The sequence below is a fragment of the Pseudomonas aphyarum genome (genome assembly GCF_028657055.1).
Lineage (GTDB): Bacteria > Pseudomonadota > Gammaproteobacteria > Pseudomonadales > Pseudomonadaceae > Aquipseudomonas > Aquipseudomonas aphyarum.
This window is the reverse complement of the sequence record NZ_JAMDGS010000023.1, coordinates 25,722-50,603: the sequence shown is the minus strand read 5'-3', so window position 1 is coordinate 50,603 and position 24,882 is coordinate 25,722. Positions and strand designations below refer to the sequence as shown.

Here is a 24,882-nt window from a genome sequence, read left to right as displayed (position 1 = left end):
TCGATGAACTGAAGCGACCCGCTTTCGAAACCTACTTAACTCATTGAATCTCAAGGAGTTTTCCGTTTCGACTGCGCCGGAAGTGGGGCGAATTATAGAGACTCAGAATCTGCCGTCAACCCTTAATTTCGCTTTTCCTGAAAAACCTGCTTTTTACCCATCAAACGCGGGATCCGGCGGGTCAAGGGAGGAATACGCAGCGCCAAAAGGAAAACACCTATAAAGGCATAGATTGCCCACTCCTTAAGATCAGCACGCACAATCCACAACATATGCAGCAATCCCAACCCGAGAATCACATACACCAGCCGGTGCAACTTCTTCCAGCGGGCACCTAAACGGCGCTGACTGTATCGGTTGGAGGTAACCGCCAATGCCAACAACCCCAGAAAACCCAGAGCACCCACAATGATGTAGGGACGCTTGCGCAGCTCGACACCCAATTGCGACCAGTCGAAACCAAGAATGAACGCCATATAGCTGCAAAGGTGCAGAACCATATAGGCAAAACACCAGAGCCCCAACTGCCGACGCACAGCAATCCACCCGGCCCACCCCGTAAGTTTCTGCAGCGGCGTCATACTCAGGGTGATCAACAGCAATACCAATGTCCCAAGCCCCAGCCGATCAACCAGAACCTTCCCCGGATCGGGTCCAAGCAGATCCGCAAAAGCCTGATAGAACCAGAACAGCGGCCAGATCGCCGCAGCCAGGAAAACGCCTACGCGCCAGATCGGATATCGCATCAGTAGTTCTTCCGCAGATCGAGCCCTGTATATAAAGAAGCGACCTCATCCGAGTAGCCGTTGAACATCTGCGTATCACGCACATTCGGCTTGAACAGACTGTTGGGCAGTCGCCGCTCCCGGGCCTGAGTCCAGCGTGGATGGTCTACGGTAGGGTTCACATTCGCATAGAACCCGTACTCATCCGCCGCGATGCTCTGCCAGGTTGTCTTCGGCTGTTCGCTGACCAGACTGATCCGCACGATGGATTTGACGCTCTTGAAGCCGTACTTCCAGGGCACCACCAGACGCAACGGCGCACCGTTCTGGTTTGGCAATTCGCGGCCATACATACCCACCGCCAGAATCGCCAAGGGATTCATCGCCTCATCCAGACGCAAGCCTTCTACATAAGGCCAGTCGATCAGAGCAAATCCCGAACGCTGTCCGGGCATACTCTTCGGATCCTGCAAGGTTTCGAAGCGAATGTATTTGGCATTCGAAGTAGGCTCTACCTGCTTCAACAGTGCCGAGATGGGAAAACCGATCCAGGGAATCACCATCGACCACGCCTCGACACAGCGCAGGCGATAAATACGCTCTTCCAGCTGGTAAGGCTTCATGAAGTCCTCCAGAGCATAACGCCCCGGCTTACCCACCTCCCCGTCCACGACAACACTCCACGGTTCGGTTTTCAACGAACCGGCATTGGCTGCCGGATCACCCTTGTCGGTACCGAACTCATAGAAGTTGTTGTAATGGGTCGCGTCTTTGAAAGGTGTGATCGCCTCATCCTTGACGTTCACCGCGCCCCATTTGACAGAGGGCAACTTCTCGGCAAACCAGGCGGGTGCCTTTCCGGCTTCGACATCGGCATAGCGGGCAGCCTCTTCGGCACTGGCCCAGCGCGGCAAAGTGCTCACGGCCAGGCCGGCCGCGGTCGCTCCGAGCAATTGTCGGCGAGAAAGATAAATGGATTCAGGCGTGACGTCCGACTCATGGCAGTCGGACGCTTTGGGGACTTTGATCAGCATGGCAACTCCGCAGCTTTGGAGGACAGATGCACCATAGACTGCGGAGTATGAGGGAAATTACATCACTCGGCGTGTTTGTGACGACGAAGATGCAACAGATACTGCACCGGGCCCGAAGCGGCATAGGCGAGGAACACCAGCAGCAGAATGCGAGGCGGATCGCTGAACACCACGGCAAAGACCAGCACCACGGCAAGGATCGCCACGAAAGGCACCCGCCCCTTCAGATCCAGCTCCTTGAAGCTGTTGTACTTGATGTTGCTGACCATCAGCATGCCGGCGGCCGCCACCATCAGCGCGACCAGGAATGACATCTTCGACCCCTGGATCCCGTAATCGCTGAACGCCCAGACAATCCCCGCAACCACACCGGCAGCAGCCGGGCTGGCCAGGCCGATGAAGTAGCGCTTGTCGGCGGTACCCACCTGAGTGTTGAAGCGCGCCAGGCGCAATGCCGCACCCGCCACATAAATGAAGGCAACCATCCAGCCGACCTTGCCCATGTCACCCAGCGCCCAGCCGAATGCCAGTAATGCCGGCGCGACGCCAAAGGCTACCATGTCCGACAGCGAGTCGTACTCGGCGCCGAAGGCACTTTGGGTATTGGTCATGCGCGCTACGCGACCATCAAGACCGTCGAGCACCATGGCGACGAAAATCGCGATGGCAGCAAAGGCGAAATACTTGCTCGCATTCGCCGCGTCCCCGGCGCTCAGCGCAGCCTGGGCACTCATCGAGTTGATGATGGAATAGAACCCTGCGAACAGGTTCGCAGTGGTGAATAGATTCGGCAGAAGATAGATACCACGATGCCGGACTTTACGGCCTTCTGCGTCATGCCCTTCTTCGATGTGCTCATCGATGGGCAGCAGGCTTTCGGCGTCGGAAGCCTGGTTCGGCTCTTCGGGACGTTCGCTCATGGACAGTACCTTGCAACGGATTGGACATTTTCGACAGGTGTCTGGGACGACGGTTCGGCCACAAACGATGCAGCTTTATACCAGAACCGCCCGCCCATACGAAAAAACGCGGCCTAGGCCGCGTTTTTTCATACAAGGGTCGACGACTTAGTTTTTGGCTTTGTCGACGATCTTGTTGGCACCGATCCACGGCATCATGGAGCGCAGTTGCTCGCCGATGATTTCGATACCGTGAGCGGCGTTGTTACGACGCTTGGCGGTCATCGAAGGGTAGCCGGTTGCGCCTTCGCTGATGAACATTTTGGCGTATTCGCCGTCCTGAATACGTTTCAGGGCGTTGCGCATGGCCTGACGGGATTCGGCGTTGATCACTTCCGGGCCGGTCACGTACTCGCCGTATTCAGCGTTGTTGGAGATCGAGTAGTTCATGTTGGCGATACCGCCTTCGTACATGAGGTCAACGATCAGTTTCAGTTCGTGCAGGCACTCGAAGTAGGCCATTTCCGGTGCATAGCCAGCTTCAACCAGGGTTTCGAAACCGGCTTTTACCAGCTCGACGGTACCGCCGCACAGAACGGCTTGTTCGCCGAACAGGTCGGTTTCGGTCTCGTCCTTGAAGGTGGTTTCGATGATGCCGGTACGACCGCCACCAACGCCAGCGGCGTAGGACAGCGCAACGTTCTTGGCGTTGCCCGAGGCGTCCTGGTAGATCGCGATCAGGTCAGGGATACCGCCGCCTTTCACGAACTCGGAACGTACGGTGTGGCCCGGGGCTTTCGGCGCGATCATGATCACGTCGAGGTCGGCACGCGGAACAACCTGGTTGTAGTGGATCGCGAAGCCGTGGGAGAAGGCCAGGGTGGCGCCTTTCTTGATGTTCGGCTCGATTTCGTTTTTGTACAGCTGGGACTGGAACTCGTCCGGGGTCAGGATCATGACCAGATCGGCGCCGGCAACAGCGGCAGCCACGTCGGTCACTTTCAGGCCGTGGGCTTCAGCCTTGGCAACGGTAGCCGAACCTTTACGCAGACCGACGGTAACGTCGACACCGGAATCTTTCAGGTTGCACGCCTGGGCGTGGCCCTGGGAGCCGTAACCGATGATGGCAACTTTCTTGCCCTGGATGATCGACAGGTCGCAGTCTTTATCGTAGAAAACTTTCATGAATTTCCCCTTTATATCCAGGCCGTTCAGGCCATTCGCTAATTTGGTTTAGATGCTGAGTACTTTGTCGCCGCGGGCAATACCGGTGACGCCACTGCGGACGGTCTCCAGAATCGATGCGGTGCCGATGGACTGAATGAAGCTGTCGAGCTTGTCGCTGGTACCGGTCAGTTGAACGGTATACACGCTGGCGCTGACGTCGACGATCTGTCCACGGTAAATATCGGTGGTGCGTTTGATCTCGGCGCGCTGGGCGCCAGTGGCCTTGACCTTGACCAGCATCAGTTCGCGCTCGATGTGAGCGCTTTCCGACAGGTCCACCAGCTTGACCACTTCGATCAGCTTGTTCAGGTTTTTGGTGATCTGCTCGATGACTTCATCGTGGCCAACTGTGGTCAGCGTCAGACGCGACAGGGTCGGGTCTTCGGTCGGCGCCACGGTCAGGCTTTCGATGTTGTAGTTGCGCTGCGAGAACAGGCCGACTACGCGAGACAAAGCACCGGGTTCGTTTTCCAGAAGCAAGGAAATAATGTGCCGCATGATTAGGTACGCTCCGTCTTGCTCAGCCACATATCGCGCATCGAGCCGTCTTTGATCTGCATCGGGTAGACGTGCTCGCTGGTGTCGACCGAAATATCGATCACGACCAGGCGATCCTTCAGGGCGAACGCTTCTTCCATCTTCGACTTCAAATCTTTCGATTCGGTGATGCGCACGCCGACGTGGCCATAGGCTTCAGCCAGCTTGACGAAATCAGGCAAGGATTCCATGTAGGAGTGCGAGTGACGGCTGCCGTAACTCATGTCCTGCCACTGACGAACCATACCCAGAACACCGTTGTTCAGAATGACGATCTTGACCGGCAAACCGTATTGCAGGCAGGTCGACAGTTCCTGGATGTTCATCTGGATACTGCCTTCACCGGTGACGCACGCAACATCGGTGTCAGGGAAGCTCAGAGCGATACCCATCGCAGCCGGCAGACCGAAGCCCATCGTGCCCAGGCCACCGGAGTTGATCCAGCGGTTCGGCTTGTTGAACCTGTAGTACTGCGCAGCAAACATCTGGTGCTGGCCCACGTCGGAGGTCACAAAGGCGTCGCCCTTGGTCACTTCGCACAGGGTTTCGATCACGGTCTGTGGCTTGATCTTGCTGCCGTCGCCCTTGTCGTAAGGGAACAGGCCGCGATCACCGCGCCATTCATCAACCTGCTTCCACCAGCTGGCAACGGCTTCCTTGTTCGGGGTTTCGCCGATTTCCTTGAGGATCGCGACCATTTCGGTCAGGACGCTCTCCACCGGACCAACGATTGGCACGTCGGCCTTGATGGTCTTGGAAATCGAAGCCGGGTCGATGTCGATGTGAATGATCTTGGCGTTCGGGCAGAACTTCGGCGCGCCGTTGATCACGCGATCGTCGAAACGCGCACCGACCGCCAGGATCACGTCGGCATGATGCATCGCCAGGTTGGCGGTGTAGCTGCCGTGCATGCCGAGCATGCCGATGAACTGACGGTCAGTGCCAGGGTAGCCACCCAGGCCCATCAAGGTATTGGTAACCGGCAGGTTGAGCATTTGCGCCAGTTCGGTCAGCGGCGCGGAGCCGTTGCCGAGGATCACGCCACCGCCGGAGTACAGCACGGGACGCTTGGCCGCCAGGAGCATTTCTGCCGCCTTTCGGATTTGCCCGGAGTGACCGCGAACGGCCGGGCTGTAGGAACGCAGTTTGGCTTTCTTCGGGAAGATGTATTCGAACTTCTCGGCCGGGTTGGTCATGTCTTTCGGGATATCGACCACGACCGGACCCGGACGACCGGATTGCGCCAGGTAGAAGGCTTTCTTCATGACTTCCGGGATTTCCGAAGCGTGCTTGATCATGAAGCTGTGCTTCACGATCGGCCGGGAGATACCGATCATGTCGGTTTCCTGGAACGCGTCGGTGCCGACCATGGTGCTTGGCACCTGACCGGAAATGATCACCATTGGAATCGAGTCCATATAGGCAGTGGCAATACCGGTGATGGCGTTTGTGGCGCCTGGACCGGAAGTCACCAATACCACGCCGGCTTTACCGGTGGCACGGGCGTAGCCGTCAGCCATATGGGTAGCCGCTTGTTCGTGACGAACCAGGATGTGGGTCACTTCCGGTTCTTTGAACAGGGCATCGTAAACATGAAGGAGAGCACCACCCGGGTACCCGTAGATATATTTGACGCCTTCGTCACGCAAAAAGCGGACGAGCATCTCACCGCCAGATAAAAGCTCCACGTTGTTCACCTCTAAAACGCCAGAATACCGTCCACAAAAAAGCGAACGGGTCTTAATAGGTTTACTTCTCGGCAGAGCATGAGCGACGGTGGTCGCCGACTACGTCAGCACTGACTGAGCAAGTATTGGGATCGTCCCAAGTGTTGCGGGCCTTTCCCACCCAGCGCGAGGTAACGCGTTGCGGGTGTAACAGGTCGACGCGGATATGCGCCTCATGATCTGCCGAGAGGGTCTGCTTCTGGCAGTCCCTGTACAGCGGACTTTGGATTCTTCTGTTTCGCCCTCTGCAAGTCAAGCCGTCTATGTGCTTAATTGTGGGTAAGCACATGAGAACGCAAGAAAAAACCTGGAAACCGCTACTCTGTTAGCTTCAATTGCGCAGTTTTGCCAAGGAATCAGCATGCGAACGCTTCTCTTAACTCTGCTGATCGGCGCCAGCCCCTGGTGTATGGCCGGTCAGATCTACAAATGGGTCGATGCCCAGGGCGTCACCCATTTCGATCAACAGCCACCACAAGGGCAGTCATCCACCGCCGTGAAGACGCCCTCCTCTCCCACTCCAATACCTGCCGCATTACCTGGCAACGGCGCGTTGGGCGATCAGAAAGCCATCGATGACAAGGTCAAGAAGCAAGTAGCCGAGCAACAGAATCAGCTCAAGGCCTTTTGCGAACAGGCGCGCACAAATCTCGCGCAACTGCAGAACAATCCGCGCTTGAGGGAGGAAGTGGAGGGAGAATTGCGGCGGCTGAGCGACGACCAGCGCCAGCAACGTACTGCGGAGGCACAAAAACAGATTACGGAAAACTGCCAGTAACCACTGGCAGTTTCCGGTTCAGCGCGAAGCGGTGATCAGCAGGTCGAACTCTTTGAGCAATACCTGAAGCTGCCGATCCTTGCCCTGCAGATTGCGCTGGGCAAAAACCATCTCGGCCATTTCCTGAATGCCCGAGGCATTGGGTAATGGCAGATCCTGTTCGAGGATCATCTTCATCCGCGGCAGGAAGATCCATTGCAGCCACTGCTCGAAATCGAGGGTGTCGACCGAAAACGGTTCGACACTGCTCAGGGCTTCGACCGAGGGCTGGACGTCATCCCACCAGCCCTGGGCGCGCAGTTCACGCTCGATCAACAGCAATTGATCGGCGACCTTGGAGAAACGACTGTCCATCACAGCGAAACCTTGGCCTTCTGACGGGCCAGAGTGGCGCCGGCGGAATCACCTTGTTTCTCACGTGCCTGAGCGATCAATTCCCACAGACTGGCCTGCAAGTCCGGACGACCATTGGCCATGGTCAGTGCGCGACGAGCGGTCTGCTCGGCCTGCGGCGCATCGCCCTGGGCCATGCGCACCTGCGCCAGACGGTAAAGCACTTGCGGCTCGCGCGGCGCTACACGCTGTGCACGCTCCAGGCTGGAGGAAGCGCCGTTGAGGTCGCCACCTGCCTGCTGCTGTTGCGCAGTGCTCAACAACGCGAGAACCGGACCGTCCAGTTGTTCATCGGCAGACAGACCGCCGCCGCTGCTGGCCGAAGGAATGCCGCTCGGCGTCGAAGGCATGCTGTAGCTGCCGGAGCTGATCGGTGCCGACTCGACTGACGAAGGGTTATACGGCCCCGGCGTGATGCCGCCAGACGCCGGGCCCGGAACGATCGGCGAAGTGCTGATCGGTGCCGAAGCCGCTGCGCCGCCCGGCACCATGACCACCACACCGGTGTCGCCTTGCGGGATCGCCTGGGTCTGGGCCTGTGCAGGACGTTTCACCGTCGTTTGACGGAAACCGCCATTGGCCGAAATGCGCTCGCTGTTGGACACGGCGGTGCCGGAGTCCACAACCGGAATCGAACCACGCTGTACGGTGGAGCAGCCGCTGAGCAAAGCCACGGCGGTCACCGCTGGAATCAACCACTTGTTCACTTGAAACCCTCTTTGCTTAATTCATCCAGCCCTTGACCCAATCCATCACCGACTCGCCCGAGGCAGGGCTTTCGCCTGCGCAGGAGGCGCCGGGTGGCGGTTCGCTGCCGCGAATATACGGCATCTGCACGGCGCCCGGACAGTTGGCATCGGAGCCCTGGCCGGTACGCGAATCGACCCAGGCCTGCACCACGTTATCCGGCTGCGGCATGTCCAGCGGCAGCGGATCGGCCTTGCGCATGAAGCTGGTCCAGACCTGCAACGCACCGGTGGCCCCGGTGAACGGCGTCTTGCCGTTGTCGTCACGGCCGAGCCAGACCACCGCCAGCAGATCCTGGCTGAAACCGGCGAACCAGCTGTCGCGCGAATCGTTACTGGTACCGGTCTTGCCCGCCAGTGTCAGGGTTCTTGGCAACACGTTATAAACCGAACTGCCGGTGCCTTCACGCATGACCCGCTGCATGGCGTTCTGGATCAGGTAGATCGAGGCCGGATCGAAGCGCTGCTCGATCTGGAACGGATAGCGCTTGAGCGGCTCGCCATCGGCTGTCAGCACACTGCGGATCCCGCGCATCGGCGTGTTGAAACCACCGTTGGCCAGAGTTTGATACATGGTCGCGACTTCGATCGGGGTCATGCCGCCAGCGCCGAGCAGCATCGATGGAAATGCAGGGAATTCGCGGGTTACACCCAAGCGCGCCAATGTCTTCAGGACATTCGGAACACCGACCGCCAGACCGAGACGCGAGGTCGACAGGTTGTAGGAATGCGCCAGCCCTTGATACAGGAACACTGTGCCGTGGGAGCGACGGTCATAGTTCTGCGGTTTCCAGACCTGACCGTCCGCGCCTTTGATCGAAAGCGGGTCGTCCGACAGCCAACTGGTCAGCGTGTACTGGCTTGGTTTCTCCAGTGCCGTCAGATAAACCGCCGGCTTGATCAGCGAACCGATCGGCCGCACCGCATCCAGTGCCCGGTTGAAACCGGCAAAACTCGCCTGACGGCTGCCGATCATGGCCTGGACTTCACCGGTTTCCGGGTTGGTCACGACCATCGCCGCTTCCACGTCGTCGGAACCTTTACGACCGGACAGACGCTTGAAGGTGTCGTTGACCGAGGCTTCGGCTTTCATCTGCAGGATCGGATCGAAACTGGTGAAAATCCGCAGGCCTTCTTCGGTCAAGTCTTCGTCGCGGTAGTCTTCACGCAACTGGCGTTTGACCAGATCGATGAAGCCCGGGAAAGAACTGTCGGCCAGCTTGCCGCGCGTGGTCACGCCCAGTGGCATTTTTTTCGCGGCGGCCACTTGCTCGGCGGTAGCAACGCCCTGCTGCTCAAGCACGTCGAGCACCAGATTGCGTCGTTCCAGCGCCCGCTCCGGGTTGCGACGCGGGTTGTAATAGGACGGACCTTTGACCATGCCGACCAACAACGCGACCTGATGCAGCTTCAACTCGGACAAGGGCTGGGCGAAGAAGAACTGGCTGGCCAGACCGAAACCGTGCACCGCACGCTGACCGTCCTGACCGACAAAGACCTCGTTGAGGTACGCCTCAAGGATTTCCTTTTTGTCGTAATGCAGTTCGAGCAGCATCGCCATCATCGCTTCGGTGAGCTTGCGGGTCAGGCTGCGTTCGTTGGTCAGGTAGAAGTTCTTGACCAGTTGCTGGGTCAGCGTGCTGCCGCCCTGGGTCATCTTGCCGCCCGAGGTGTTGACCCAGACTGCGCGGGCAATCGATTTCGGCGAGACGCCCCAGTGGCTGTAGAAATCCCGGTCTTCCACGGCAACCAGAGTTTCCAGCAGATACGGCGGCACCTGATCGAGCTTGATCAGAATCCGGTCTTCAAGGTTTTTCGGGTAGATACCGCCGATCATCAGCGGCTCCAGGCGTACCACGGAGAGTTTCGAACCGTTGGTCGCCGAAAGTTCGGCCACGTAATCGCCGGAGAAACGCACGCGCACCGGCTGCGGTTTCTCGAGGCCTTCGTAGAACTGGAAGCCACGGGTATTCAGATCAACCGTGTTGCCATTGACCGCCGCGGCGCCGGGACCGTTGCTCACGGCTTCGCGGCGATAGCCCAGGGCATCGAGTTCGGTGAGGAAATCGTCCTTGCTCAGCTTTTGTCCGACGAACAGCTCGAGCGGGCGCGCGTACACCTTGGCCGGAATGGTCCAGCGCTTGCCGGAGAACTTCTCCTGCACCACGGCATCGAGGTAAACGGCGAAGCCGGCCAGCACCACAAGGCCGACCAGACTGAGTTTGAGGGCCCAGCCCAACCATGGGCGCAGGCCCCGGGAAGCTGGTTTTTTAGGGGTACGGGGGGATCGAGTACGAGTCATGGCGGCGGATTATACGCACTTTATTCATACTCAACAGGAGCGCTCCGAGGTTTGCGTCGGGCTGGCGAGCGGCCATAATGAGCGCCTTGAATTTCCCCCAGTCTCTGAAGGATCGTCCGTGAGCCAGTCCCTGATCGCTGCCCTGCAAAACCCGGCCCTCTACCCGCACCCCGTCGAAGGGTTCCAGGTCATCGAAACCCATATCTCGTGGGTGCTGCTCACCGGCCCCTACGCTTATAAAGTGAAGAAGCCGGTGAATTTCGGCTTCCTGGATTTCACCGGCCTCGACTCCCGTGAGCACTTCTGCGGCGAAGAGCTGCGCCTGAACCAGCGCCTGACCGAAGATTTGTATCTGGAAGTGATTCCAGTGACCGGCAGCGCCGAAGCTCCGCAACTGGGTGGCGATGGCCCGGCCATCGAATACCTGCTGAAAATGCGCCAGTTCCCGCAGACCGGCCTGCTCAGCACCCTGCAAGCCAATGGCGAGCTGACCACCGCCCACGTCGACGCGATGGCCGAACAGATCGCCCGCTTCCACCTCAACGCGCCGAAAGTCCCGGCCGAGCACGACGCCGGCACACCTGAAAGCGTAATGGCGCCAGTGCGCCAGAACTTCGAACAGATCCTGCCGTTCCTCAGCGACAAGAACGACCTGCTGCAACTCGATGCCCTGCAAGCGTGGGCTGAAAGCAGCTTCGATCGCCTGAAGCCACTGTTCGCCCAACGCAAGGCTGACGGCTTCACTCGCGAATGCCACGGTGACATTCACCTGGGCAACGCCACGCTGATCGACGGCAAAGTCGTGATCTTCGACTGCATCGAATTCAACGAACCGTTCCGTTTCACCGACGTCTGGGCTGACACCGGCTTCCTGGCGATGGACCTGGAAGACCGTGGCCTGAAATCCCTGGCCCGTCGTTTCATCAGCCAGTACCTGGAACTGACCGGCGACTACCAAGGCCTGGAAGTGCTGAACTTCTACAAGGCTTACCGCGCATTGGTTCGTGCAAAGGTTGCACTGTTCAGCATGCCGGCCGACGCCACTCCGGTGCAACGCGCTACCACCCTGCGCCAGTACCGCAACTACGCCAACCTGGCGGAAAGCTACAGCACCATTCCTTCGCGCTTCATGGCGATTACCCACGGCGTGTCCGCTGTAGGCAAAAGCCATGTGGCCATGCGTCTGGTCGAAGCGCTGGGCGCGATCCGTCTGCGTTCCGATGTCGAGCGCAAACGTCTGTTTGGCGAGCAAACCGTTGCCAATGATGTTCAGGCCGGGATCTACAGCACCGATGCCAGCACCGCGACTTATGCTCGTCTGCATGAAATCGCCGAAGTGATCCTGCACGCCGGTTTTCCGGTGGTGATCGACGCCACTTACCTCAAGCGCGAACAACGCGACAACGCCGCCAAGGTTGCCGAAGCCACTGGCGCGCCATTCCTGATCCTCGACTGCAATGCTCCGCAGGCCGTGATCGAGAGCTGGCTGGCGATTCGTCAGGCGGACAAGAAGGATCCGTCCGACGCGACCCTCGCCGTGATCGAAGCACAACAGGCCAACCGCGAAGCCCTGACGCCGGAAGAAATCCTGCGCAGCAAACGCGTGCAGACCAATGAATCCGGCACCCTGGACACCGTCGTGGCGCAGATCCGCCAGCGCCTGCCAGGTCTGTAAGAAACTATTTCGGCCGTGAAGCCCTCGCTCGCTTCACGGCCGTCAAATAGTGGCACTATACTGGCGTCATAAAACCAACAGGTGATTTGACATGAGCCAGCCGAAACTTCTCGACACCCCGCTTTATGCCTTGCTGCACAAAGACGACATCACAGGTTTCAACAATGAACGCCCGAAAGACGGCCCGATCGACATGGTCGGCGGTGACTTTCGTGGTCTCGACCTGCGCGAACTGAACGCCGATGGCGTGGATTTCCGGGACGCCTACTTCCGTTCCGCCGACCTGCGCGGCATCGACTTTCGCAACGCCTCGCTGGAAGGCGCGAGCCTGGCCCACGCGCAGATTTCCGGGGCCTACTTCCCGCCGGAACTGAGTGCCGACGAAATCCTGATGTCGATGAATTTCGGTACGCGCCTGCGTTATCGCACTCGCTGAGTCTCGGAACACCCAAACTCGTCCAGCGCCCCCGCTTTGCGCTGGACTGCGTGCTATTGGTAATTCTCCCTCGCCCTCCCCATCCCGACTCATCAGCGAAAACTGACGTTTCTTAGAAGCGTTTGCGTTGAATCCGACCAAACAACCACGCTTTTCCTACTGATGGCTACACTCCTGAGAAGCTCGCCCACGCACCATTCGGCCGTCGCAAGGAGGCTTGATGAATGATGAACTGCAACACCTGAAGAATCTTGGCAAGACGTCGGCGCAATGGCTGCATGCCGTGGGCATCCATAGCGCTTCGGATCTGCGTCGCCTGGGCGCGGTGGATGCCTACCGGGCCGTGCGCACTCGCGGGTTTCGGGCGTCGAAGGTGTTGTTGTACGCGATCGAAGGGGCGCTGATGGATGTGCACTGGAACGACATTCCCGCCGAACGCAAGGATGCACTGAACAAGCAGCTGGAAGCCATTTCCTCTCGCCACAAGAACTAACGGGCACTGACCGCCATGTACCTGCTCGGGGAACAATCGGCCCAGGCCGATGCATTGATCAACCACTTGCAGAGCTTGCCTGCGCAATGGCTCGAAGGCCTGCCGCCGTGCGGGCCTGCGCTGGCACTTGAAGCCACGGATGATCTGTTGGCACGTTTGCCGGACGATCAGTTGTTCTTGCTCACGCAAGGTGTCATCACCGGCCGACTTAGTGGTCGAGGCTTGTTCTACTGGCACGAGGGAGATTTGATCGGCCTGCAACAGGGGCCGGAATGGGCGGATTGCACGCTGTACTCAGACAACCCGCTGACATTACTGCCCTATCGCCGAAGCGATTTGTTTCAACATGTGTATGGCGAAACGTCGCGCTCTGAGCAGTTTTTGCGCTACCTGCTCGGGCAGATGGCGTTGCTGGCGCACGCAGTCGCCGAGTTCAAGCCGCGCGAGTTTCGCAGCACCAATGGTTTCAAGCGGGTTGAAGCCGGGGACGTTCTGATCCGCGAGGGCGATGTCGCCGATCATGTGTTCGTGATTATCGAAGGACACGCCGAAGCGTTTGTTAACGGGCACAAGGTAGGCGACGTGCCCAAGGATGAAATATTCGGCGCAATGGCGGTGTTCACAGGCGAGCCGCGCAATGCCACGGTGATTGCCCGGGAGGCGAGCACTGTAATGCTGATTCCCGGCGATCAGTTTCTGAGCATGACCCGCACCAATCCGAAAATCGCCCACAGCCTGATCGAAAGCATGGCGCGGCGTATCGACCAGCTCAACAAGCAGCTCACGGGATTTAACAGCCAGACCTGACGCCCGTATTCACGGGGTGTTTACGCCATTGCCGGGACAAAACAAAAGAAATGAAAAAACAGCAGTTGACTTGGTAATGAGAATCGCTATGATTATCACAACTGGTCGCGAGATCAGTCGATATTCTGAAAAGCCCTTGGTTCGGACTCTCAGATTATCTCCTCATCAGGCTAATCACGGTTATTTGACCCGGTTTTTACCGGGTCTTTTTTTGCCTGTGGAAAAGTCATTTCTTACTGAACTGTTTACGCATCTCGGCGCAATAATCCGGTTTCGGCGTGGCGGGTGTGTACCAGACATAATCAGCCATCGCCGCCGTAATCCGACTGCCCTGCTCCGCCAGCATCAGCACCGTCGGCGCTTCGGCCGCCCGCAGATCCAGCACATGCAGCGGCACACCCACATCTTTGCGCGCGTGATACGCACCCGCCAATAACAAGGCAGGCGCAGGCGCCGCCAACAAACGCGAGGCCATGCGCCGATCCCGTTGTTGTTGAACGGCCAGCATCGCCGGCATTTGTGATGACGGCAGCAGGCCGCAGTGAGAATCGCCGATCTGCTCCAACAGCGTCTCCTTCACGGATTTGGCGTTGCTGCGCTCACCGCTCAGAACCGGAGGATCGCGATAGAACGCGCGAATTTCGATGTTATCGAGGTTGGCCGCCAGCAACGGCCAGGATTGCGCGAGGGCAAACCGAACAATCGGCCCGTAGAGATTCCAGTCCCAACCATCCTGCCAGGCCAATGCAGCGGGAAGATCAGCCGGTGGCGTTGCGGCATGGCGCACGTCATCGACGCGCGACTGTTGATCGGGCGTCAGCATTTCCAACAGGAGACTGCCTTGGGGTCGCGTTTGTTCGAGGTTCTGCAACAACCACAATTGAAGGGCGTGGTGATCGGCGTTGTCATGCTGTTCGCCAATGATCAGCCGTGACGGTCTGCTCAGTTGCGTCAGTAATTGCTGCGCCGTCAGACTCTCGCCACTGCGCAGATCACGGATCTCGCCCACGACCGGCGGCGCCGCAACATGCTGGCAACCTGCAAGCCACAACACCGCCAACAGCAAAATCCCGCGCATACCCTCACCTCGATGACGAAATCAGCGGGCGATGATCAGCGGATGCCCGCGCTCCGGGTGCGGCTGCACCAATACTTCCAGACCGAAAACCGCCTTTAGCGATTCCGGACGCAACACCTGTTGCGGCGTATCCAGTGCCACCGGGCACCCGCCTTCCAGCAGCAGGATGCGATCACAATAGCGCGCGGCCAGATTCAGATCATGCAGGATCACCAGCACCGCCGCGCCGCGATCGGCAAATTCGCGCACCGCTTGCAGTGTCGTGTGTTGATGCAACGGATCGAGCATTGAAGTCGGCTCATCGAGCAGTAACGTCTGCCCCGCCTGACCCGGCCAGAGTTGCGCCAGCACCCGCGCCAGATGCACCCGCTGACGCTCGCCGCCGGACAGCGCCAGATAACTGCGGCCACTCAGATGCCCGGCATCGGCCGCCCGCAATGCGGCAGCGACGATCTCGTCATCGCGCACCCGCCCGCTCTGATAAGGCAGACGCCCCATGCCCACCACTTCTTCAACACGAAAGGCGAAATCCAGGGTCGACACCTGTGGCAACACCGCCAGCCGCTGGGCGCGCTGAGTGCCGCTCCAATGGCTCAAGACCTCTCCGTCCAGCAGCACTTCCCCGTCGTGCGCGCTCAACTCACCGCACAACGCGCCGAGCAAGGTGCTTTTACCGGCGCCATTCGGCCCCAACACGCCAAGCACTTCGCCCGGTTCGAGTTGCAGGCTGACATCGGCCAGAACAGTCTTGCGGCCACGTCGGATGTGCAGATTGTGCGCACGCAACATCAGGCACGCCCTCGCAGCAGCAGATAAAGGAAGAACGGCGCACCGATGAACGCGGTGACGATGCCGATCGGCAATTCCGCCGGCGCCAGCGCCAGCCTCGCCACCAGATCCGCCAGCAGCAACAGACTCGCCCCGGCCAGCACCGATGCCGGCAGCAATACCCGATGATCCGGCCCCGCGAGCAAGCGCACCAGATGCGGCACCACCAGCCCGACAAAGCCGATCATGCCCGCCGCTGCCACCGCCGCGCCGACGCCCAACGCCGTGCAGAACACCAATTCGCGCTTGAGCCGCTCGACATCGATCCCCAGATGCCCGGCTTCCGATTCGCCGAGCAGCAACGCATTGAGCGCCTTCGCCCGACGCGGAAGCCACAGTGCAACACCGGCGGTAATGATCAGCAACGGCCACAACCGCGCATAGCTCGCGCCGTTGAGGCTGCCCAGGTTCCAGAACGTCAACGTACGCAATGTCGCGTCGTCGGCCAGATAGGTAAACAGCCCCACCGCCGAACTGGCCAGCGCCGTCAGGGCAATTCCCGCCAGCAGCATGGTCGCCACATTGGTCTGCCCATTACGGCGGCCGAGCCGATAAACCAGCGCCGTCACACCCAGACCACCGAGAAACGCACACACCGACAACAAGTAAGGCCCGAACCACTCCGGCAGACCGCCGAAAAACGAACCGCCGACAATCGCCACCGCCGCGCCCAACGCAGCACCACTAGACACGCCAACCAACCCCGGATCGGCCAAAGGATTGCGAAACAGCCCCTGCATCGCCACCCCGGACAGCGCCAGCACACCGCCGACTGCCAGCCCGAGCAACGTACGCGGCAGACGAATCTGCCCGAGAATCAGTTCAGCCTGTTCCAGCCCGTCCGGCGCCAGCGGCACACCAATCATGCGCAGCGCAGCGCACAAGGTATCGAACAACGGCAGACTCACCGGCCCCAACGCCAGCGACAACCAGATCGCCAGCAGACACAGCAGGATCAGGCCGATAAACAAGCCACGGGGTTTGACCAGCGTGGTCATTGGCCGCTCTGGCCCGGGTAGAAACCGTCAGACAGGGTCTTCAGCGCTGCCGGCAAACGCGGCCCGAGCCCGCCCACCAGCAGCGTCGGGTCCAGCTCCAGCACGCGTCCGGTCTTGGCCGCACGGCTGGAATTGAGGATCGGGTTTTCCTTGAACAGCGCCACTTTCGCCGCCTCGCCGGTCAGCGCACGATCAGCGAACACCAGCACTTCAGGATCGAGGCTGGCCAGGGATTCCACAGAAAACGGCTTGTAACCGGTGTGCGTCGCAAGGTTATGACCACCCGCCTGTTGCAGCAGCCAATCGGCGGCGGTGTCTTTGCCGGCGATTAGCGGTTTGCCGCCAGCATGTCCGAGCAACAACAGCACACCCGGCGCTTTCTGCTGGGTCTGGGCCTCAGCTACACGAACCTTTTGCGTATCGAGTTGCTGTTGATAACTTTGCAGCAATTGCGCGGCCTGGCTTTCGGCGCCCAGCAACTGTCCCAGATGGGTAACGTTTTTTTCCAATGTCGGCAGATCCGGCTGAGCCGAGAACAATTCCACCTGCACCTTGGCACTGCGAACCTGCGAAATCACTGGCGGCGGGCCCATTTCTTCGGTGCCGATGAGGATGTCCGGGCGCAGGCTGAGAATACCTTCGGCCGACAGGCTGCGCTGATAGCCGATGCTCGGCAGCGACTTGAGAGACTCGGGATGCTGGCTGGTGGTGTCGACGCCCACCAGTTTCGCCTCACCGCCCAGCGCACTCACCCACTCCGACAACGCGCCGCCAGCGCTGACCCAACGTTGCGGCAACTCGGCCGCTGCAGCCTGGTGGCTGACCAAAAGTCCGACACACAGCACGGCAACGCGGGTACTCAGGCGCATAGACAGCTTCCTTGAAAGGTTTTCCCGGGCATCGGAACGGCAGGCCAAGTATCCTCGGCAGCGGTCACCTCGCCACGGGCGAAGGCGGCCATTTGATAATTGTTTGCATTTGAACGTCAAGCTCGGACATATCCAGACACGAGCCGACATTTGAGGATAGCCATGAAGTTTCTTTGCGCGGGCGCCGATCTGGTTGAGGGCGGCAGTCGCGGTTTCGATATCGACGGGAAAAAACTGTTTGCCGTGCGCCGCGCGGGGCAGGCTTACGTCTATCTCAATCGCTGCCCGCATCGGGGCGTCGGCCTGGAATGGCAGCCCGACCAGTTTCTCGACCCGAGCAACAGCCTGATCCAGTGCGCCACCCACGGCGCACTGTTTCTGATCGAAGACGGTGAATGCGTCGCCGGCCCGTGCGCCGGGCAATCGCTGACGGCCATCCCTTGCCGTGAAGACGCGCAAGGGCTGTGGGTCGATGTTTAACCGTTGAGCAGCACCTCCAGGCGCTGGTCGATCACCATCTCTTCATGGCTCAAACGCACGCCGTACGCCAGGACTTCGACCCCGCACGCCACCGCCTCACGCAGCGCGGCGGCGTAGGCCGAGTCGATTTCCTCGGCAGGACGCACCGCTTCGATGCCGGTGAGATTGACGCAGTACAACTGCACCGCGCGAATCCCGTCCCTGGCCAAATGCGCCAGCTCACGCAAATGCTTGGCGCCGCGCTCTGTCACTGCATCGGGAAATGCCGCGACCGCCGTGCCGTCGAAACCCAGCGTGACACTTTTCACTTCCACGTACGCCGGGCCCGTCGGGTAGTCGAGGCGGAAATCGATCCGGCTCTTTTCCTGTCCGTATGCCACTTCGCGCTTGAGCCCGGTAAACCCATTCAATTCACTGATGACGCCGGACTGCAAGGCTTCTTCGACCAGTGTGTTGGCGCGCCCGGTGTTCACGCAAAACAGCCGCCCCTGCGGTGTTTCGCCGACTTCCCAGGTGCCAGGCAGTTTGCGCTTGGGGTCATTGGAGCGGCTGAACCAGACCTGCCCGCCCTCGACCTGACAATTGAGCATCGAGCCGGTGTTCGGGCAATGAATGGTCAGCAACTCGCCGCCAACGGTTTCGATATCGGCGAGAAAACGCTTGTAACGGCGGATCAACCGGCCTTCTTCGAGAGGAGGATGAAAGCGCATCAGCCTTGCCAGCTCTTCAAGCCACGTGCGATGCGTTCTACCGCTTCCTGTAAGCGAGGGAGGTTTTGCGTGTAGGCAAAGCGCACATGATGGCCGGCCTGATAGCGGCCGAAATCCAGCCCCGGAGTGAAGGCCACATGTTCGGTTTCGAGGAAATGCCGGCAGAACGCGAAGGCATCACCGCCGAACTGGCTGATATCGGCATACAAATAGAACGCGCCTTCCGGCTCCACGGCAATGTTGAAGCCCAGTTCACGCAATGCCGGCAACAGGAAGTCACGGCGACGGCCAAATTCGGCGCGGCGCTCTTCGAGAATCGCGATGGTGTCCGGCTCGAAACAGGCCAGCGCCGCATGCTGGGCCATGCTTGGCGCACTGATGTAGAGGTTCTGCGCGAGTTTTTCCAGTTCACTGACCGCCGCATCCGGCGCCACCAGCCAGCCGAGGCGCCATCCGGTCATGCCGAAATATTTGGAGAAACTGTTAAGAACAAATGCGCTGTCATCGACTTCCAGCACACTGGCCGCGTCGGTGCCATAAGTCAGGCCGTGATAGATCTCGTCCACCACCAGATGCCCGTGACGCGCCTTGATGGCTGTGGATAAACCGGCCAGCTCATCGCGGGTCAGAATCGTACCGGTCGGGTTGGCTGGCGAAGCGACCAGCGCACCGACGCTGTCGTGATCCCAGTGGCGCGCCACCAGGTCCGGCGTCAGTTGATAGCGAACGTCCGGGCCGACCGGCACAAGCTGCGCCGCGCCCTCGACCAACCGCAGAAAATGCCGGTTGCAAGGATAGCCGGGGTCGGCCAGCAGCCAGTGTTTACCCGGATCCACCAGCAACGCACTGGCCAGCAGCAACGCACCGGAACCGCCGGGCGTGATGAGAATCCGGCGTGGATCGATGTTCAGGCCGTAGCGCGTTTGATAGAAACCGGAAATCGCCTCGCGCAGCTCGGGAATGCCACGGGCCGCGGTGTAGCGGGTTTTCCCGTCTGTCAAAGCTTGCTGGCCGGCGCGGATGATCGGCTCGGCGGTGGTGAAGTCCGGTTCGCCGATTTCCAGGTGGATCACGTCGTGGCCGGCGGCCTGCAATTCATTGGCCCGCGCCAGCAACGCCATCACATGGAACGGTTCGATCGCACGACTGCGCGCACTGTAGGGCTGAGCCATTGGCCTTCCTTCAACGAGGGAAAAGAAACGATTCTACCCATCTGCCGGAACGAGCGAGAACCCGCAGCGGTCACAGCCTCAAGAACACTGGACTGTAACGACCCGAGCGTACGCTCCAGGATTGACTAAAATCAGTGATTGAGCAGGTCTGCAACATTGCCCGACATGGCTTGGCAAACATTTGCAAGCCCCACCGGCCGCGCGCTCGACATCCGGGAGTAGCGCGGGCCGAATTGATCTGGTAAGTTCGCCCGCTTGCAGCCGCAGGGCCGGCAGGTGTCGGTGATGGAGCAATCCTGCGCAATGGATTACAAGAGTAGAGGCGGTCCATTTCATGCCCACCCAAGCAAAGCAACAGGCAAGTCAGACACTCAGCGGTTTCGAACCCTACGTCCCGAAAGCGGGCGAAGAGTACATGGGCGCTCCAATGCGCGCGCACTTCACCAAGATCCTGACCAAGTGGAAACTGGACTTGATGCAGGAAGTCGACCGCACTGTTGATCACATGAAAGACGAAGCGGCCAACTTTCCTGATCCGGCCGACCGTGCCAGCCAGGAAGAAGAGTTCGCCCTCGAGCTGCGCGCCCGCGACCGCGAGCGCAAACTGATCAAGAAGATCGACAAGACCCTGCAACTGATCGAAGACGAAGAGTACGGCTGGTGCGACTCTTGCGGCATCGAGATCGGCGTCAAGCGCCTTGAAGCCCGTCCGACTGCCGACATGTGCGTCGACTGCAAGAACCTGGCGGAAATCAAGGAAAAGCAGGTCGGCAAATAATCCCGGCCTGAACGAAAAACGGAGCGTGCGAACGCTCCGTTTTTGTTTCTGCTGTTTTTTGACTCTCAAGTAACATCGCCCTCATGACTGCCAACACCTCCCCCGCCTATATTGGCCGCTTTGCCCCGACCCCCAGTGGACACCTGCACTTTGGCTCGCTGGTAGCGGCGCTCGCCTCTTATCTGGATGCCCGCTCGGTGAATGGCCGCTGGCTGGTGCGCATGGAAGACCTCGATCCGCCTCGCGAGGAACCGGGCGCGCAAGCGGCGATTCTCAAGGCGCTGGAAAGCTATGGCTTCGAATGGGACGGCGACATGGTCCGCCAGAGCGATCGGCACGAGGCCTATGCGCAAGTGCTCGACAGCCTGTTCAATCACGGCCTCGCCTATGCCTGCACCTGCTCGCGAAAACAACTGGAGCCGTACCACGGCATTTATCCGGGTCTGTGCCGCAATGCCGGCCATGGCCAGGAAGACGCGGCGATTCGCCTGCGCGTGCCGGAGCTGGAATACCACTTCATCGACCGGGTGCAGGGCGAATACCGCCAGCATCTGGGCCGTGACGTGGGAGATTTCGTCATCCGCCGCCGCGACGGCCTCTACGCCTACCAACTGGCGGTGGTGCTGGACGATGCCTGGCAGGGCATCACCGACATCGTGCGCGGCGCCGATCTGCTCGACTCCACGCCGCGTCAGCTCTACCTGCAGGAATTGCTGGGCCTGCGCCAACCGCGCTATCTGCATCTGCCACTGATTACCCAGCCGGACGGCAACAAGCTCGGCAAGTCCTATCGCTCGCCACCGCTGGAAGCCGATCAGGCCACGCCACTATTGTTGCGGGCTCTGCGCGCACTGGGGCAAAACCCGGGGCCCGAACTGGCCCACGCCTCGCCGCAGGAACTGTTGAACTGGGGCAGCGCCCACTGGGATGCCTTGAAAATCCCGCGCACACTGACCCTGCCCGAAGCGCAACTGCTGTGACGACACTTGCAGTGGCGCGCCCATCCGTTACCATCGCCGCACGTTTTCGGGCACGCGCATAAAAAAGAGAGGCCGGGATGTACATCTATCGCTTGGTCCTGCTTCTGGTCGTGGGGATCTACCTGTTTTCTCCCGCCATCATGGATTGGTGGATCGACGCTACGGGCGCCTGGTATCGCCCTTATCTGCTCTGGCTGATCCTGATTGTCGTGACCTTCATCCTGCAGAGCCAAAAAGATGCCGATGAGCTTTAGCCTGACCCAGATGCTGCTGATCAGCGCCGCCTACCTGGCCGCGTTGTTCGGTGTGGCGTGGATCAGTGAACGGGGCATGATCCCGCGGGCGATCATTCGCCATCCGTTGACCTACACCCTGTCGTTGGGGGTTTACGCCAGTGCGTGGGCGTTCTATGGCACGGTCGGTCTGGCCTATCAGTACGGCTACGGTTTTCTGTCCAGCTATCTCGGGGTCTCCGGCGCGTTTCTGCTGGCGCCGGTGCTGTTGTATCCGATCCTCAAGATCACCCGCACCTATCAACTGTCGTCGCTGGCGGACCTGTTCGCCTTCCGCTTCCGCAGCACCTGGGCCGGTGCGCTGACCACGATCTTCATGCTGATCGGCGTATTGCCGTTGCTGGCGTTGCAGATCCAGGCGGTGGCCGATTCCATCGGTATTCTCACCGGCGAACCGGTGCAGAATCGCGTGGCCCTGGCGTTCTGTGCGCTGATCATCCTGTTCACGATCTTCTTTGGCTCCCGTCACATCGCCACCCGTGAAAAGCACGAAGGGCTGGTGTTCGCGATTGCCTTCGAATCGGTGATCAAACTGGCCGCCCTCGGCGGCGTCGGCCTCTACGCGCTGTACGGCGTATTCGACGGCCCGCAACAGCTTGAACTGTGGCTGCTGCAGAACCAGACCGCCCTCGCCGCTCTGCACACGCCATTGCAGGAAGGCCCGTGGCGCACGTTGCTGCTGGTGTTTTTCGCCTCGGCGATCGTGATGCCGCACATGTATCACATGACCTTCACCGAAAACCTCAACCCACGCTCGCTGGTCAGCGCGAGCTGGGGCCTGCCGCTGTTCCTGCTGTTGATGAGCCTGGCCGTGCCGCTGATTCTCTGGGCCGGCCTGAAACTCGGCGCAACCACCAATCCGGAATACTTCACCCTCGGTATCGGCATCGCCGCCAACAGCAAGTCGCTGGCGTTGCTGGCCTATGTCGGCGGACTGTCGGCAGCCAGCGGCCTGATCATCGTCACCACGCTGGCGCTGTCGGGCATGGCGCTGAACCATCTGGTGCTGCCGCTCTATCAGCCACCGGCCGAGGGCAATATCTATCGCTGGTTGAAATGGACTCGTCGGGCGCTGATCGTCGCGATCATCATGGCCGGTTTCTGCTTCTACCTGATGCTCGGCGCCGAGCAGGATCTGGCCAACCTCGGCATCGTCGCCTTCGTTGCGACTCTGCAATTCCTGCCGGGCGTGCTGTCGGTGCTGTACTGGCCGACCGCCAATCGCCGCGGCTTTATCGCCGGTCTGTTGGCGGGGATTGTGGTGTGGGTCGTGACCATGCTGTTGCCGCTGGTCGGCAATCTGCAGGGTTTCTATATTCCGCTGCTGAACATGATCTACGTGCTGGACGACACCAGTTGGCACATGGCGGCCATCGCCTCGCTGGCGGCCAACGTCCTGATGTTCACGCTGATTTCGCTGTTCACCAATGCCAGCCCCGAAGAGGCCAGCGCCGCCGAAGCCTGCGCTGTGGACAACGTACGTCGCCCGCAACGCCGCGAATTGCACGCCGCCTCCCCGCAAGAATTCGCCACGCAACTGGCCAAACCGCTGGGCGCCAAGGCTGCGCAGAAAGAAGTTGAGCAGGCCCTGCGCGACCTTTATCTGCCATTCGACGAGCGCCGCCCTTATGCCTTGCGCCGCCTGCGTGACCGGATCGAAGCCAACCTCTCCGGCCTGATGGGCCCGAGCGTCGCCCAGGACATGGTGGAAACCTTCTTGCCATACAAGGCTGGCGGTGAAAACTACGTCACTGAAGACATCCACTTCATCGAAAGCCGCCTCGAGGATTACCACTCGCGCCTGACCGGTCTGGCGGCCGAACTCGACGCCCTGCGCCGCTACCACCGCCAGACCCTGCAGGAATTGCCGATGGGCGTCTGCTCGCTGGCCAAGGATCAGGAGATCCTGATGTGGAACAAGGCCATGGAGGAACTGACCGGGATTGCCGCGCAACGGGTGGTCGGCTCGCGCCTGAGCACCATCGCCAATCCGTGGAAAGATCTGCTGCAAGGCTTCATCCACCTGCCCGACGAGCACTTGCACAAACAGCACCTGGCCCTCGACGGCCAGACCCGCTGGCTGAACCTGCACAAAGCGGCCATCGACGAACCGCTGGCTCCGGGCAATAGCGGCCTGGTGCTGCTGGTGGAAGACCTGACCGAAACCCAGATGCTCGAAGACAAACTGGTGCATTCCGAGCGCCTGGCCAGCATCGGCCGACTCGCGGCGGGTGTTGCTCACGAAATCGGCAACCCGATCACCGGCATCGCCTGCCTCGCGCAAAACCTGCGGGAAGAGCGCGAAGAGGACGGTGAGCTGACAGAAATCAGCGGCCAGATCCTCGAGCAGACCAAACGCGTGTCACGCATCGTCCAGTCGTTGATGAGCTTCGCCCACGCCGGCAGCCATCAGCACAGCGACGAGCCCGTTTGTCTGGCGGAAGTCGCCCAGGACGCCATCGGCCTGCTGGCCCTGAACCGGCGCAATTTTGAAGTCCAGTTCTACAACCTGTGCGATCCCGATCACTGGGTCGAAGGCGATCCGCAGCGGCTCGCCCAGGTACTGATCAATCTGCTCTCCAACGCCCGCGATGCCTCGCCTGCCGGCAGTGCGGTGCGGGTCAAGAGCGAGGCCGGCGAACACACGGTCGATCTGATCGTCGAAGACGAAGGCAGCGGTATTCCGTCGAGCATCATGGACCGATTGTTCGAACCCTTCTTCACCACCAAGGATCCTGGCGAAGGCACCGGTCTGGGCCTTGCACTGGTCTATTCCATCGTTGAAGAGCATTATGGACAAATCACCATCGACAGCCCGGCTGATGTTCAGAGCCAGCGCGGCACCCGTATCCGGGTGACATTGCCGCGCCATGTCGAAGCGACGTCCGCTGTGAACTGAGACCGTCGAGAGTATCGA

At 60.1% G+C, this 24,882-nt stretch carries 25 protein-coding genes; 10 read left to right on the top strand and 15 right to left on the bottom strand.

The genetic code is table 11. The features are described from left to right. Positions 1 to 122 precede the first annotated feature (122 nt). From msrQ to M5G18_RS28710, 6 genes are all read right to left on the bottom strand, one after another. Positions 123 to 746 carry a protein-methionine-sulfoxide reductase heme-binding subunit MsrQ gene (msrQ, locus tag M5G18_RS28735; RefSeq protein WP_273897819.1) on the bottom strand — a complete coding sequence of 208 codons (624 nt, stop codon included), beginning with the start codon at positions 744 to 746 and terminating at the stop codon, positions 123 to 125. Further along, entirely contained in the window at positions 746 to 1,759 is a 1,014-nt protein-coding gene (msrP, locus tag M5G18_RS28730) for a protein-methionine-sulfoxide reductase catalytic subunit MsrP (RefSeq protein WP_273897818.1), read from the bottom strand. The genes msrQ and msrP overlap by 1 nt, the downstream gene beginning before the upstream one ends. 62 nt (positions 1,760 to 1,821) lie before the next feature. After that, on the bottom strand, positions 1,822 to 2,679 hold the full coding sequence (pssA, locus tag M5G18_RS28725) for a CDP-diacylglycerol--serine O-phosphatidyltransferase (protein WP_039771608.1): 858 nt from the start codon (positions 2,677 to 2,679) through the stop codon (positions 1,822 to 1,824). 147 nt (positions 2,680 to 2,826) lie between these two features. Continuing rightward, a complete protein-coding gene (ilvC, locus tag M5G18_RS28720; RefSeq protein WP_007959661.1) occupies positions 2,827 to 3,843 on the bottom strand; it encodes a ketol-acid reductoisomerase in 1,017 nt (338 codons plus the stop codon). A gap of 48 nt (positions 3,844 to 3,891) precedes the next feature. After that, complete coding sequence (gene ilvN / locus M5G18_RS28715) at positions 3,892 to 4,383, bottom strand: acetolactate synthase small subunit (protein WP_003176102.1); 492 nt, start codon at positions 4,381 to 4,383, stop codon at positions 3,892 to 3,894. A gap of 2 nt (positions 4,384 to 4,385) precedes the next feature. Continuing rightward, entirely contained in the window at positions 4,386 to 6,110 is a 1,725-nt protein-coding gene (locus tag M5G18_RS28710; RefSeq protein ID WP_273897817.1) for an acetolactate synthase 3 large subunit, read from the bottom strand. A 400-nt stretch (positions 6,111 to 6,510) separates the two neighbouring features. On the opposite strand from M5G18_RS28710, the gene M5G18_RS28705 reads away from it, so the two are divergent. Then, positions 6,511 to 6,927, top strand: a complete 417-nt coding sequence (locus M5G18_RS28705; protein WP_273897816.1) for a DUF4124 domain-containing protein — start codon at positions 6,511 to 6,513, stop codon at positions 6,925 to 6,927. A gap of 18 nt (positions 6,928 to 6,945) precedes the next feature. Here the strand turns inward: M5G18_RS28705 and M5G18_RS28700 are convergent, their stop codons facing one another. The 3 genes from M5G18_RS28700 to mrcB are packed head-to-tail and all read right to left on the bottom strand — an operon-like array spanning position 6,946 to position 10,368. Continuing rightward, positions 6,946 to 7,281 (bottom strand): YqcC family protein, encoded by a 336-nt coding sequence (locus M5G18_RS28700; protein WP_064599443.1) that lies wholly within the window; start codon positions 7,279 to 7,281, stop codon positions 6,946 to 6,948. Continuing rightward, the gene (locus tag M5G18_RS28695; RefSeq protein WP_273897815.1) at positions 7,281 to 8,027 is read right to left on the bottom strand and encodes a tetratricopeptide repeat protein; all 747 of its coding nucleotides are present in this window, start codon (positions 8,025 to 8,027) and stop codon (positions 7,281 to 7,283) included. The genes M5G18_RS28700 and M5G18_RS28695 overlap by 1 nt, the downstream gene beginning before the upstream one ends. 16 nt (positions 8,028 to 8,043) lie before the next feature. Next, on the bottom strand, positions 8,044 to 10,368 hold the full coding sequence (gene mrcB / locus M5G18_RS28690; RefSeq protein ID WP_273897814.1) for a penicillin-binding protein 1B: 2,325 nt from the start codon (positions 10,366 to 10,368) through the stop codon (positions 8,044 to 8,046). A gap of 118 nt (positions 10,369 to 10,486) precedes the next feature. Here mrcB and M5G18_RS28685 point away from each other — a divergent pair, with 118 nt between their 5' ends. From M5G18_RS28685 to M5G18_RS28670, 4 genes are all read left to right on the top strand, one after another. Then, the gene (locus tag M5G18_RS28685) at positions 10,487 to 12,043 is read left to right on the top strand and encodes a bifunctional aminoglycoside phosphotransferase/ATP-binding protein (RefSeq protein ID WP_273897813.1); all 1,557 of its coding nucleotides are present in this window, start codon (positions 10,487 to 10,489) and stop codon (positions 12,041 to 12,043) included. Positions 12,044 to 12,134: 91 nt separating this feature from the next. Then, positions 12,135 to 12,479 (top strand): pentapeptide repeat-containing protein, encoded by a 345-nt coding sequence (locus M5G18_RS28680; protein ID WP_007959639.1) that lies wholly within the window; start codon positions 12,135 to 12,137, stop codon positions 12,477 to 12,479. 220 nt (positions 12,480 to 12,699) lie between these two features. After that, positions 12,700 to 12,972, top strand: a complete 273-nt coding sequence (locus M5G18_RS28675; RefSeq protein ID WP_003228231.1) for a TfoX/Sxy family protein — start codon at positions 12,700 to 12,702, stop codon at positions 12,970 to 12,972. Between the two features lie 15 nt (positions 12,973 to 12,987). Next, the gene (locus tag M5G18_RS28670; protein WP_273897812.1) at positions 12,988 to 13,779 is read left to right on the top strand and encodes a Crp/Fnr family transcriptional regulator; all 792 of its coding nucleotides are present in this window, start codon (positions 12,988 to 12,990) and stop codon (positions 13,777 to 13,779) included. A 226-nt stretch (positions 13,780 to 14,005) separates the two neighbouring features. Here M5G18_RS28670 and M5G18_RS28665 read toward each other — a convergent pair whose 3' ends face one another. From M5G18_RS28665 to M5G18_RS28650, 4 genes are read right to left on the bottom strand one after another with little or no spacing between them, the layout of a single operon-like run. Next, the gene (locus tag M5G18_RS28665; protein ID WP_273897811.1) at positions 14,006 to 14,857 is read right to left on the bottom strand and encodes a ChaN family lipoprotein; all 852 of its coding nucleotides are present in this window, start codon (positions 14,855 to 14,857) and stop codon (positions 14,006 to 14,008) included. 21 nt (positions 14,858 to 14,878) lie between these two features. After that, positions 14,879 to 15,646 carry a heme ABC transporter ATP-binding protein gene (locus M5G18_RS28660; RefSeq protein ID WP_273897810.1) on the bottom strand — a complete coding sequence of 256 codons (768 nt, stop codon included), beginning with the start codon at positions 15,644 to 15,646 and terminating at the stop codon, positions 14,879 to 14,881. Next, positions 15,646 to 16,629, bottom strand: coding sequence for a FecCD family ABC transporter permease (locus M5G18_RS28655; RefSeq protein WP_273897820.1), 984 nt, complete (start codon positions 16,627 to 16,629; stop codon positions 15,646 to 15,648). Before M5G18_RS28655 ends, M5G18_RS28660 begins: the two co-directional genes overlap by 1 nt. Positions 16,630 to 16,679: 50 nt before the next feature. Next, a complete protein-coding gene (locus tag M5G18_RS28650; protein ID WP_273897809.1) occupies positions 16,680 to 17,552 on the bottom strand; it encodes a heme/hemin ABC transporter substrate-binding protein in 873 nt (290 codons plus the stop codon). A gap of 162 nt (positions 17,553 to 17,714) precedes the next feature. Between M5G18_RS28650 and M5G18_RS28645 the strand changes: the two genes are divergently transcribed. Next, positions 17,715 to 18,032, top strand: a complete 318-nt coding sequence (locus M5G18_RS28645; RefSeq protein ID WP_273897808.1) for a Rieske (2Fe-2S) protein — start codon at positions 17,715 to 17,717, stop codon at positions 18,030 to 18,032. On the opposite strand, the gene sfsA is transcribed toward M5G18_RS28645, so the two are convergent. Both sfsA and M5G18_RS28635 read right to left on the bottom strand, forming a co-directional pair. Beyond that, entirely contained in the window at positions 18,029 to 18,742 is a 714-nt protein-coding gene (sfsA, locus tag M5G18_RS28640) for a DNA/RNA nuclease SfsA (protein WP_273897807.1), read from the bottom strand. The two genes, M5G18_RS28645 and sfsA, sit on opposite strands and share 4 nt — an antisense overlap. Then, a complete protein-coding gene (locus M5G18_RS28635) occupies positions 18,742 to 19,914 on the bottom strand; it encodes a pyridoxal phosphate-dependent aminotransferase (RefSeq protein ID WP_007959618.1) in 1,173 nt (390 codons plus the stop codon). The genes sfsA and M5G18_RS28635 overlap by 1 nt, the downstream gene beginning before the upstream one ends. 334 nt (positions 19,915 to 20,248) lie before the next feature. Between M5G18_RS28635 and dksA the strand changes: the two genes are divergently transcribed. The 4 genes from dksA to M5G18_RS28615 all read left to right on the top strand — a co-directional run bounded on the left by dksA (position 20,249) and on the right by M5G18_RS28615 (position 24,864). Continuing rightward, complete coding sequence (gene dksA, locus M5G18_RS28630) at positions 20,249 to 20,692, top strand: RNA polymerase-binding protein DksA (RefSeq protein WP_007959616.1); 444 nt, start codon at positions 20,249 to 20,251, stop codon at positions 20,690 to 20,692. An 83-nt stretch (positions 20,693 to 20,775) separates the two neighbouring features. After that, on the top strand, positions 20,776 to 21,672 hold the full coding sequence (gluQRS, locus tag M5G18_RS28625) for a tRNA glutamyl-Q(34) synthetase GluQRS (RefSeq protein WP_273897806.1): 897 nt from the start codon (positions 20,776 to 20,778) through the stop codon (positions 21,670 to 21,672). 77 nt (positions 21,673 to 21,749) lie between these two features. Next, positions 21,750 to 21,926 carry a hypothetical protein gene (locus M5G18_RS28620; protein WP_003176118.1) on the top strand — a complete coding sequence of 59 codons (177 nt, stop codon included), beginning with the start codon at positions 21,750 to 21,752 and terminating at the stop codon, positions 21,924 to 21,926. After that, entirely contained in the window at positions 21,910 to 24,864 is a 2,955-nt protein-coding gene (locus M5G18_RS28615) for a sensor histidine kinase (protein ID WP_007959612.1), read from the top strand. Before M5G18_RS28620 ends, M5G18_RS28615 begins: the two co-directional genes overlap by 17 nt. Positions 24,865 to 24,882: the final 18 nt, after the last annotated feature.

Bases quoted from the DNA above. Each gene is read 5' to 3' on its own strand.
- M5G18_RS28650 (WP_273897809.1), bottom strand. From the start codon at position 17,552: ATGCGCCTGAGTACCCGCGTTGCCGTGCTGTGTGTCGGACTTTTGGTC.
- M5G18_RS28705 (WP_273897816.1), top strand. From the start codon at position 6,511: ATGCGAACGCTTCTCTTAACTCTGCTGATCGGCGCCAGCCCCTGGTGT.
- ilvC (WP_007959661.1), bottom strand. From the start codon at position 3,843: ATGAAAGTTTTCTACGATAAAGACTGCGACCTGTCGATCATCCAGGGC.
- M5G18_RS28660 (WP_273897810.1), bottom strand. From the start codon at position 15,646: ATGTTGCGTGCGCACAATCTGCACATCCGACGTGGCCGCAAGACTGTT.
- msrP (WP_273897818.1), bottom strand. From the start codon at position 1,759: ATGCTGATCAAAGTCCCCAAAGCGTCCGACTGCCATGAGTCGGACGTC.
- M5G18_RS28675 (WP_003228231.1), top strand. From the start codon at position 12,700: ATGAATGATGAACTGCAACACCTGAAGAATCTTGGCAAGACGTCGGCG.
- dksA (WP_007959616.1), top strand. From the start codon at position 20,249: ATGCCCACCCAAGCAAAGCAACAGGCAAGTCAGACACTCAGCGGTTTC.
- M5G18_RS28620 (WP_003176118.1), top strand. From the start codon at position 21,750: ATGTACATCTATCGCTTGGTCCTGCTTCTGGTCGTGGGGATCTACCTG.
- ilvN (WP_003176102.1), bottom strand. From the start codon at position 4,383: ATGCGGCACATTATTTCCTTGCTTCTGGAAAACGAACCCGGTGCTTTG.
- pssA (WP_039771608.1), bottom strand. From the start codon at position 2,679: ATGAGCGAACGTCCCGAAGAGCCGAACCAGGCTTCCGACGCCGAAAGC.
- M5G18_RS28670 (WP_273897812.1), top strand. From the start codon at position 12,988: ATGTACCTGCTCGGGGAACAATCGGCCCAGGCCGATGCATTGATCAAC.
- M5G18_RS28645 (WP_273897808.1), top strand. From the start codon at position 17,715: ATGAAGTTTCTTTGCGCGGGCGCCGATCTGGTTGAGGGCGGCAGTCGC.
- M5G18_RS28635 (WP_007959618.1), bottom strand. From the start codon at position 19,914: ATGGCTCAGCCCTACAGTGCGCGCAGTCGTGCGATCGAACCGTTCCAT.
- M5G18_RS28665 (WP_273897811.1), bottom strand. From the start codon at position 14,857: ATGCGCGGGATTTTGCTGTTGGCGGTGTTGTGGCTTGCAGGTTGCCAG.
- M5G18_RS28680 (WP_007959639.1), top strand. From the start codon at position 12,135: ATGAGCCAGCCGAAACTTCTCGACACCCCGCTTTATGCCTTGCTGCAC.
- msrQ (WP_273897819.1), bottom strand. From the start codon at position 746: ATGCGATATCCGATCTGGCGCGTAGGCGTTTTCCTGGCTGCGGCGATC.
- mrcB (WP_273897814.1), bottom strand. From the start codon at position 10,368: ATGACTCGTACTCGATCCCCCCGTACCCCTAAAAAACCAGCTTCCCGG.
- M5G18_RS28700 (WP_064599443.1), bottom strand. From the start codon at position 7,281: ATGGACAGTCGTTTCTCCAAGGTCGCCGATCAATTGCTGTTGATCGAG.
- gluQRS (WP_273897806.1), top strand. From the start codon at position 20,776: ATGACTGCCAACACCTCCCCCGCCTATATTGGCCGCTTTGCCCCGACC.
- M5G18_RS28615 (WP_007959612.1), top strand. From the start codon at position 21,910: ATGCCGATGAGCTTTAGCCTGACCCAGATGCTGCTGATCAGCGCCGCC.
- sfsA (WP_273897807.1), bottom strand. From the start codon at position 18,742: ATGCGCTTTCATCCTCCTCTCGAAGAAGGCCGGTTGATCCGCCGTTAC.